At 65.1% G+C, this 7,000-nt stretch carries 7 protein-coding genes; 2 read left to right on the top strand and 5 right to left on the bottom strand.

From position 1 onward, the window contains the following. On the bottom strand, window positions 1-648 hold a 648-nt coding region (locus tag VGH68_RS11870), incomplete at its 3' end, for an inorganic phosphate transporter (protein ID WP_331603818.1). A gap of 227 nt (window positions 649-875) precedes the next feature. After that, entirely contained in the window at window positions 876-1,469 is a 594-nt protein-coding gene (locus VGH68_RS11865; protein WP_331603817.1) for a short chain dehydrogenase, read from the bottom strand. A 275-nt stretch (window positions 1,470-1,744) separates the two neighbouring features. Between VGH68_RS11865 and VGH68_RS11860 the strand changes: the two genes are divergently transcribed. Continuing rightward, complete coding sequence (locus VGH68_RS11860; RefSeq protein WP_331603816.1) at window positions 1,745-2,590, top strand: CHAD domain-containing protein; 846 nt, start codon at window positions 1,745-1,747, stop codon at window positions 2,588-2,590. Window positions 2,591-2,738: 148 nt separating this feature from the next. On the opposite strand, the gene VGH68_RS11855 is transcribed toward VGH68_RS11860, so the two are convergent. Then, window positions 2,739-3,797, bottom strand: a complete 1,059-nt coding sequence (locus tag VGH68_RS11855; RefSeq protein ID WP_331603815.1) for a VTT domain-containing protein — start codon at window positions 3,795-3,797, stop codon at window positions 2,739-2,741. Between the two features lie 250 nt (window positions 3,798-4,047). Here VGH68_RS11855 and VGH68_RS11850 point away from each other — a divergent pair, with 250 nt between their 5' ends. After that, window positions 4,048-4,962 (top strand): DMT family transporter, encoded by a 915-nt coding sequence (locus VGH68_RS11850; protein WP_331603814.1) that lies wholly within the window; start codon window positions 4,048-4,050, stop codon window positions 4,960-4,962. Window positions 4,963-5,001: 39 nt separating this feature from the next. Here VGH68_RS11850 and folE read toward each other — a convergent pair whose 3' ends face one another. Further along, entirely contained in the window at window positions 5,002-5,640 is a 639-nt protein-coding gene (gene folE / locus VGH68_RS11845; RefSeq protein ID WP_331603813.1) for a GTP cyclohydrolase I FolE, read from the bottom strand. Between the two features lie 118 nt (window positions 5,641-5,758). Further along, entirely contained in the window at window positions 5,759-6,688 is a 930-nt protein-coding gene (locus tag VGH68_RS11840) for a LysR family transcriptional regulator (protein WP_331603812.1), read from the bottom strand. Between the last annotated feature and the right edge of the window lie 312 nt (window positions 6,689-7,000).

Genomic DNA, 7,000 nt, shown 5'->3' with positions numbered 1-7,000 from the left:
GAGCAGCAGCAAGCCGGCCAGCAGAAAGCCCACGATGGGCGAAAACAGCAGCGATTTGCCGACACCGAGTGCCTGATTCCAGTCGACGCCGCTCGTGCCGTTCGAACCGTGCATCAATTGGTTCATCAGGCCCACGCCGATGATCGAGCCGATCAGCGTATGCGAGCTGGACGACGGCAGGCCGAAATACCAGGTGCCGAGATTCCAGATGATCGCGGCGATCAGCAGCGCAAACACCATCGCAAAGCCGGCGCTGCTGCCCACCTGCAAAATCAGTTCGACAGGCAGCAGTTGCAGGATGCCGAACGCGACCGCACCGGTCGATGTGAGCACGCCGAGAAAATTCCATGTGCCCGACCATACGACCGCGAGGTTTGGTGTGAGCGAGTGCGTATAGATCACGGTCGCGACCGCGTTGGCTGTATCGTGAAAGCCATTGACGAATTCGAAGCCGAGCGCGATCAATAGTGCCACGCCCAGCAGCAGATATGGCAAGACCGAGCTTTCGCGCACGGGTTGCAAATCGTCGAGCAGATGCACGGCGCAATACACCACGCCGGCGATCAGCAGCGCGAGAAAGACGAAGAGGCCGACATTGCGCCCTTTACCGCTAGCGGCGCCTGGTTGCTGATAGGAAAGTTCCGGCATGACGTGAGCCTCAAATGTTTGTCGCGGAACTTCCGATGCTCCTAATAACGTATGTCGCAATGATGACAAGTGCGTGACGCTAGCCGCAGCTGCATGAAACAACGCGCGGCGCGGCTCGGACGCCGCGCCGCGAGGGCTTGCTCGCAACGCCGATGGCGCAAGGCGATAGCCTGATGTCCGAAAAGAACGAGCCGGGAAGTCGTCAGCCGGGCCGCACCGGTATGGCGCTACGAAACACTGAACACCTCGCCGCTCGCGCTGCCGCCGAGGCTGCGTTTATAGGCTTGCGCGACGATCGCGGCCGGCACGCCTTGCGCCGGATCACGACCCATCGATTCGAGCGTTTCGGCGACCCAACCCGGGCTGACTACATTGACGCGCGCCCTGCCGCGCAACTCGAGCGCCGCCGCGCGCGCGAACGCTTCGACGCCGGCATTCACAATGCTGACCGCCGCGCTGCCTTCCATCGGCTGTTGCGCGAGCACGCCGCTTGTCAGCGTAAAGCAGCCGCCTTGCGAGATATGCGCGGCGCCGCAGCGCACCAGGTTGACCTGGCCCATCAGTTTGTTGGCGAGACTAAACGAGAAGTCTTCATCGGCGAGCGACGCGAGCGGCGCGAATTTTGCCGAACCGGCGGCGCAGACGATCGCGTCGAGCGTACCGGCTTGCGCGTACATCGATTCGATGCTGCGTTTGTCGGATAGATCGACATGCAAATCGGAGCCCTTACGGCTTGCGCTGACGACGTCGTGTTCGGCTGCCAGCAGCTTGACGACTCGCGAGCCCAACAGGCCTGTTGCACCGACAACGAGTATTCGCATACGTCCTCCTCAAAGTTGCCTGCCGCGTTCGCGGACAGAGTCCGCCGGACTGGTCACGCGGTCAGCGGCGGCGCGCGTCTCGCGTACAGGTTTCAAGATAGCCGTTTTACGGGTGGAGCGCGGGCGGCGCGCCCGAATGACCGTAAAGCGCAGTGCTACCCGCTGGCAGTACTGTCTGCGCGCTTTTGCGCGTATCGGCTTTCGAATGCCTGTGATCTGCCGCGAGGTTTATTTTTTGCTACGCTGAAAGTCACCATATGTTGCGTGGAGCGTCAATGAAGCAAGACAGCGAAGCAGTTCTGCAGCCAGCCGGCGAACCGTCGGCGCAGCAGGCGTTCGCATCGTATGCGGCGCCGCTGGTCCATCATGCGATCGACCTCGCCGCGGCGGTGCACGAAGACCCGTCGCCTGAAGCGTTGCACCAGTTGCGGGTGTCGCTGCGTCGATTGCGATCGTTGTGGTGGGCGTTCGCGCCGTTGCTCGACAAGGGCGAGAACGGCCGCCAACGCGCGGTCTACAAATTTCTTGCGACGGCGGCCGGCAAGACGCGCGACTGGGACGTCCTGATCGGACTGCTCGCGAACCAGGACCGCGTGTCGCCGGGGCTTATGGCGAGGCTCCAGCAAGCGCGCGCCGACACGCTTGCCGTGAGCCGCGAAACGTTGTTGAACGCCGACGTCAAGCATCTGCTACGCGACGGGCTCGCCAGTGCATCCGCCGAGCTGAACGTCGCGCACGTACCGCGCGTCGCACTGCACAAATTTGCCGCTAAACGGGTGAAGGCGTCGGAGCGATCGTTGAAAAAGCGCATCAAACGCGCCAGTCACGCGAAACGCAGCGACTATGCCGCGTTTCACGACGTCAGAAAGGCCGGCAAGAAACTGCGCTATCTGTTCGAGTTTTTCGGCCCGGTGCTCAAGGGCAGCCACAAACGCACGCTTAAACACTTGAAAAAAATCCAGAAACGTTTTGGCAAGCTCAACGATACGGTGGCGAGCGAGGCGCTGTTGCGCGAGACCGCGGAAACGCTTGGCGGCGCCGGCGATATCGATGCCGCGCTGAATTGCCTCGGCAGGCAACGCAAGCGCCGCATGCGCGCGGCGGCGGGTTCGTTGCACTGATCGCGAAAGCGGGCTCGATCGGTTGGCCGCCGCCGACCCGCGGCGATAGGTGGCGAAGAAGCGGCGGAGCAAACGCGGTTGTCCGGCGCAACGGGATGGTGGCCGGTCGCGCAGGCGGCTCTCCACAGCGGGCGGGCTGCGCGGCGCTTCACGCGTGCTGCTTGCTGTGCTGAGCGCCACGCGGCGCAAAACCGCGCAACGTAATCGCGCCTTGTGCGTCGCCGCCTGGCGGCGGCGTCGGCCGATCCGCGGCGCCTCCGTCCGGGTACGCCAGCAGGCCAACCGGGAAGCCGCGCCGTTGCCAGGCGTCGAGCCCGCCGCGCAGTGCGCGAATCCGCGTATAGCCGTTGCTGCGCATGCATCGTGAGACTTCGAGCGCGGTTGCGCTGTCCGGGCAAATGCAATAGATCACCATGTCATGCGCGCGCAACGCGTCATGGATCTGTTCGGGCGAATGCGGATCGAGCGGGAGCGCGCTCGGGATGCGGCGTCCCGGCTCGGGCATCGGTGCGCCGGGGCGCGCGTCGAGCACCTTCGACGGCACCACGTGGTGCGCGCTGCGCGCGGTATTCGGCTCGCCCGGCGCCGACGCGGCGCGCGCGAGTACGCGCCGCCCGCGGTAGCGCAGGTGCAAGCGGTAAAGCAGATAGATGGCCGCTGCGGCGACGACGATGTCGGCCAGCGTGCCGCCGCGCGCTTTGACGAACGCCTGCAGCATGTGCAGCTCCCGTTCCACCGCGGCGCCGCCGAGCAGCCAGAACGTCGCCCATGCGACCACGCTCGCAAATTCCCACAGCCCGTAGATGCGGACGTCGACGGCGGTCGTGCCCATCAGCGGCGGGGTGATGAGTCCCAGTCCGGGGACGAACTTCGAGATCGACACGAGGGGCACGCCATAGCGCTCGAATAGTGAGCGCGCCATATCGAGCCGGGTATCGACTGCGGGAGACAGACGGCCGAGCCACGCGAACAGCTTGCGGCCATAAAGACGGCCGGCGGCGAACCAGGCGCCGTCGCCGATCAGCGCGCCCAGCACCGCGGCGGCGAGAATCGGCCAGAACGACAAGGTGCCCGCGGCAATCGCCGAGCCGGCAAACAACAGCACCGGCACAGCCGGAATCGGTACGCCGAGACGCGTCAGCAACACGTTGGCGAAGACGATCGCGCCGCCCCAACTCGACACCGCCGATAACGGAAACGCTAGCAATCGAGGCTCTCCTATCGCTGCTATTCAGCCGGCATACGTGCGCAACGGCTTTGCGTGCGCATGCGTGACTGCTTGACGCGCGACAGCACGCAAAGCGGATCCCGGCGATGCCGTTTGCCCAGCATAACCGATGGCTCGCGCGCTGGCTGGGGCCCGCATCGCAGGCCGGCGCTGCAATTTCGTTCAAGACCGCGCGCCGTGCGGAGGCCTAATCTGCGAGTTCCATCAACGGCACGGACGGGACGGCAGCATGAATTCGCGCTATACGGGCTACCTTTTTTGCGCACTCGCGATGATCGGTGTCGGCAGCACGGTCGTCGTCAGCAAGACGATCGCGGCCGGCCTGCCGCCATTTAGCGCGACCGCGCTGCGTTTCGCCATCGCGTTTCCGCTGTTTGTGATCGCGATGCGCTGGCGCGGCGTGCGGTGGCCGCGCCTGGGCCGGCGCGATACGTTGCTGGTGATTGCGCAGGCCGGCGCGGGCAGCGTCGGTTATACGGTGTTGCTGATCAGTGGAATGCGGCTCGCGTCGGCCGCCGATGCCGGTGTGATTGCGGGCACGCTGCCGGCGGTATCGGCGGCGGTTGCGATGCTGGCGCTCGGCGAACGCCCTGCGCCCGCGTTGCTCGGCGCAATTGCGCTCGCGACCGCGGGGGTGCTGGCCTGCAGCGTGCGTGTCGACGACCTGCGCGCCCCGCGCGCAGCGGTTTCGCTGACAGGTAACGCGCTTGTGTTCGCAGCGGTGGTCTGCGAGGCGCTGTTTATTCTGCTGAACCGCAAGCTGCGCACGCCGGTCGCGCCGTTGCCGCTGTCGGCACTGATGTGCGGCATCGGCCTCGCGGTCGCGTTGGTGCCGGCCTGGCTGGAGCGGCCGTGGACATTGCCGGTCGCTCCCGCCGCGTTGTTCGGCGTCGCGTATTACGCGCTGGTGCCGACCATCGCGGGTTTCGTGCTGTGGTATGCGGGTGCCGCGCGTCTCAGTGGCGCGGAGGCGGGACTGACGACCGCGCTCGTGCCCGTGAGCGCGCTCGTGTTCGCCGCGCTCGTGCTGCGCGAGCGGATCGGCGCGGCGCAACTGACCGGCGCCGCATGTGTGCTGGCAGCGGTGTTGCTGGCGAGCTTGGGGCGCACGCGCGCGGCGCGGGTTGCGGTTTCGCAGAGGTGAGCGCCGGGCCCAGGCAGCCTCGCCGCGTGCCGCGACCCGTCACACGTTCGGCACCGCGACCACGCCCGGATTGCCCACGATCGCCAGAAACTCGCGACGCGTCGACGGATCGGTGCGAAACGTGCCCAGCATGCGCGAGGTCACCATCGTGACGCCGGCCTTGTGCACCCCGCGCGTCGACATGCACTGGTGCGCGGCTTCGAGAATTACGCCGACGCCGGCTGGTTGCAGCACGTCGTTCAGCGTATCGGCGATCTGCACCGTCATCTTTTCCTGGATCTGCAGCCGCTTGGCGAACGCGTCGACGAGGCGCGCGAGCTTCGAGATGCCGACCACCCGATGGTTCGGCAGATACGCGACGTGGGCGCGGCCGATGATCGGCACCATGTGGTGTTCGCAATAGCTTTCGAAGCGGATGTCCTTCAACACGATCATCTCGTCGTAGCCGTCCACTTCGGAGAACGTGCGCGCCAGAATTTCGCGCGGATCGACCTGGTAGCCCGCGAAAAACTCGTCGTACGCGCGCACCACCCGCGCCGGCGTGTCGATCAGGCCTTCACGCTGCGGATCGTCGCCGGCCCAGCGCAACAGCACGCGAACGGCCGCTTCAGCTTCTTCGCGGCTCGGGCGTTCCACGGCCGCTGCGGGTTTGGTTTCATTTGTCTTGCTGCTGCTCATGCGTCGTTCCTCCTGGATCGCGCGTCGACGCTGGACGGGGCGCGCGGGGTCAGTAACTGCGGTCATTGTTCCATGTTTCGCTGGCGGATGCGCCGGTGTGGCGTTCGCTCTGATCCGGCTATTTCGGCCATTCATCCATCGCATCGTTGAACAACTCGGCGACCAGACCCCGCAGCCAGCTGCCACGCGGATCGTTATGAAACTTGCGATGCCAGTGCTGCCGCAAATCGAAACGCGGCAGCGGCAGCGGCGGCTCGACCAGCATGATCGACGCATGCTCGGACACATACGCGAAACCGATCGCATGCGGCACCGTCGCGAGCAGATCGGTGCGCGCGAGGATAAACGGCAGGCTCATGAAATGCGGCGTCTCCAGCACCGCGCGACGCCTGATGCGCTTTCTTTCCAGGTATTGTTCGAGCACTTCCTGGCTGCGTCCCTCGGCGCGCACGACCGCATGCCCCGACGCGACGTACTGCTCGAGCGTGAGCGGTGCTCTCGACAGCGGATGTCCGCTGCGCATCAGGCAGATAAAGCGATGCGTAAACAGCCGCTGCTGGAAGAAGTTGTTGCCCGACAGGTCCGGGAAATAGCCGACGGCAAGATCGACGTCGCCCGATTCGAGCCCGCGTTCCACTTGCGACGGCGATAGCGACACCGAGCGCAGATTCGCGGATGGTGCGCGCTCGGCGAATATCTGCAAAAGCCGCGGCAGAAACACGATTTCGCCGACGTCCGACAGCGCGATCGAAAACGTCCGCGTGCTGGTTGCCGGATCGAAGTCCTGCACGTCGAGCATGCCTTTCTCGATGCGCAGCAGTGCGTCGCGCGCGGCGGGCAGGATCGCGAGCGCGCGCGGCGTCGGCTCCATGCCCTTGGAGGTGCGCACGAATAGTGGATCGTCGAAATATTGGCGCAGACGGCCGAGCGCGGTGCTGACGCGCGGCTGGCTCACGCCGAGTTGCTCGGCGGCGCGGCTCACGTTGCGCGTGTCTTCCATCGCGACCAGATAGGGAATCAGGTTCAGATCCAGTTGGGTGTCGGGCATGCGGTGTTACCGGTTGCGGGCGGGGCGGCAAAGCCGAAGCCATATGCCATATCGCGATAAAGGGTAGTCGAAAAATCGGCCGTCAGCATAGTGCGCATTCGCATGGCCGGCTGTTCCGCATCCAAAATGAGCATCTCGATGCCACGCGCCGCGACCTAACATGAAGGGGACTTTCCCTGCCTTGACAATGCAGCCACAGGACAACCATAATCGCCGAATCGTTCGCTAAACGAATCACTGTTCGTGTAACGAACGTTTAGACCGATTCGGCGGTGACCCGATCAAAGGCGCCAGCCCGCTCCGCACGTCGCG

The organism is Paraburkholderia sp., from assembly GCF_036488505.1.
Classification (GTDB): domain Bacteria; phylum Pseudomonadota; class Gammaproteobacteria; order Burkholderiales; family Burkholderiaceae; genus Paraburkholderia.
This window is presented reverse-complemented; position numbering and strand designations above follow the sequence as displayed.

Bases quoted from the DNA above. Each gene is read 5' to 3' on its own strand.
- VGH68_RS11865 (WP_331603817.1), bottom strand. From the start codon at position 1,469: ATGCGAATACTCGTTGTCGGTGCAACAGGCCTGTTGGGCTCGCGAGTC.
- VGH68_RS11860 (WP_331603816.1), top strand. From the start codon at position 1,745: ATGAAGCAAGACAGCGAAGCAGTTCTGCAGCCAGCCGGCGAACCGTCG.
- VGH68_RS11850 (WP_331603814.1), top strand. From the start codon at position 4,048: ATGAATTCGCGCTATACGGGCTACCTTTTTTGCGCACTCGCGATGATC.
- folE (WP_331603813.1), bottom strand. From the start codon at position 5,640: ATGAGCAGCAGCAAGACAAATGAAACCAAACCCGCAGCGGCCGTGGAA.
- VGH68_RS11840 (WP_331603812.1), bottom strand. From the start codon at position 6,688: ATGCCCGACACCCAACTGGATCTGAACCTGATTCCCTATCTGGTCGCG.